Source organism: bacterium (genome assembly GCA_009926305.1).
In the GTDB taxonomy this organism is placed as follows: Bacteria; Bdellovibrionota_C; UBA2361; order UBA2361; family RFPC01; genus RFPC01.
Map to the genome: position 1 here is coordinate 1 of RFPC01000209.1, position 1,560 is coordinate 1,560.

The 1,560-nt window shown below is 44.9% G+C and carries 1 protein-coding gene; it reads right to left on the reverse strand.

The features are described 5' to 3' along the window. The coding region (locus EBR25_13890) for a helicase (protein NBW42061.1) at positions 1–1,532 on the reverse strand (1,532 nt) is incomplete at its 3' end. Positions 1,533–1,560: the final 28 nt, after the last annotated feature.

Genomic DNA, 1,560 nt, shown 5'->3' on the forward strand with positions numbered 1-1,560 from the left:
GCCTCTTCTTTCTTTTCATCGTAGAGTTTTAGAACGCTCTCCTTGGCAGTTCGGGTATGATTTATCTGCTCGACTTTCTCAATTAACTTTTCAAAGATCTGCATATCTCCGAAAAAGTCCGGGTTCTGACTGGCAGAAATAAGATAGCGAATATAAGGCTTTTCTTTTTGGCCAAAACGATCAATTCGTCCGTTTCTCTGAATCGTAGTAATAATTGACCACGGCAAATCGTAATGTATGAGCTGATTACATTGGTGGTGAAGGTTAATCCCCTCCGATGCCACATCTGTAGCTATGAGAACTCGTATCGGTGAATTCCCTGTAGCAAAAGACTCAACAAGATTTGATAAGCCCGTATCAGAAAAAGAACCATGCATCACTGCAATCGGTTGCTTTGGCTGCTCGTCTTCTTTGAATGACGGCTTCCCTATTCCAAACTCTTCTGCAAGCGCTAATGCTAAAGCATTTTGGGTTTCTCGGAACTCGGTGAAGATTACCACTCTGGGAGAATTCCTTTTGCAATCGATGCCAATCTCTTTAAGCTCTCTCAGTAACGTAGCGAAGCGAGTCGACCCGCGGAGAGACTGTTTTCCTAATGCTGATTTTAGTTCAAGTAAAAGGCTCTCCTCATCTTCTTTCTCACTTGTTTTAGCAAGCTCTTTCAGACGCTTTTCTAGAGACACTCGACAAGCATCAGGGCTTGAGAGAAAGAGCTTGTATATTCCGTATTCAAGAAGCGTATTTTGCCGGCCACCATTTTTTGTGAATTCACGAATTTTCGATAGCTGCTCGAATACTTTTTCTTCTTCTGCAGAGGCAGGTGCCGTTGTCTTCGCAAGGGGAACAACCTCCCGTTCTTGCAGGTGCTCACTTAGCTGACTTCGAATATCTTCCTTAAACCGCATCAGGAAATACGGCTTGATATCATCTGCGGAATATTCGGTGAGATTTGGGTCAGCAATGGCAGATGGCTCAAGCAGGCTAATTAGTTGGCCGAACGTTCTTGCCTTTCCGTTATGAGGAGTTGCCGTAGTGAGAAGTAGGTTCTCTGCTGTATTTGCAAGAAGTTGCGCAAGCTTATGGCTTAGATGACGTTCTGGAACGCTCGCACCAGCTACGTTATGAGCTTCATCAATTACAACTACATCCCACTTTGTTTTTTCGAGGAAATGTCTGTACTGGCTAGTTTTTAACGTATCGATACTGATTATCACACGTTGAAAGATCTCAAATGGGTTCTTGTTAAGTGGTATTCGCCGCCGAAGTCTCGCAATCCCAACCGAATCTAATCTTGTAAGAGGAATGGTAAATCGGTTCCAGAGCTCTGCCTGGAATTGGTTAAGCATGGATTTTTTAGCAAGCACCAGGATTCGAGCAGCGCGGCCGCGCCGTGCAAGCTCTGATAGGATCATTCCCACCTGAATTGTCTTTCCTAACCCAACATCGTCAGCAAGGAGAAGTCGAACACGTGGTTGCTCAAGAGCCTTTGCTACTGCCTCCTTCTGGAATTGAAACGGCTCAAAGACTCCCATGTCATAGAGATCGGGCTTTGTGCCGGTG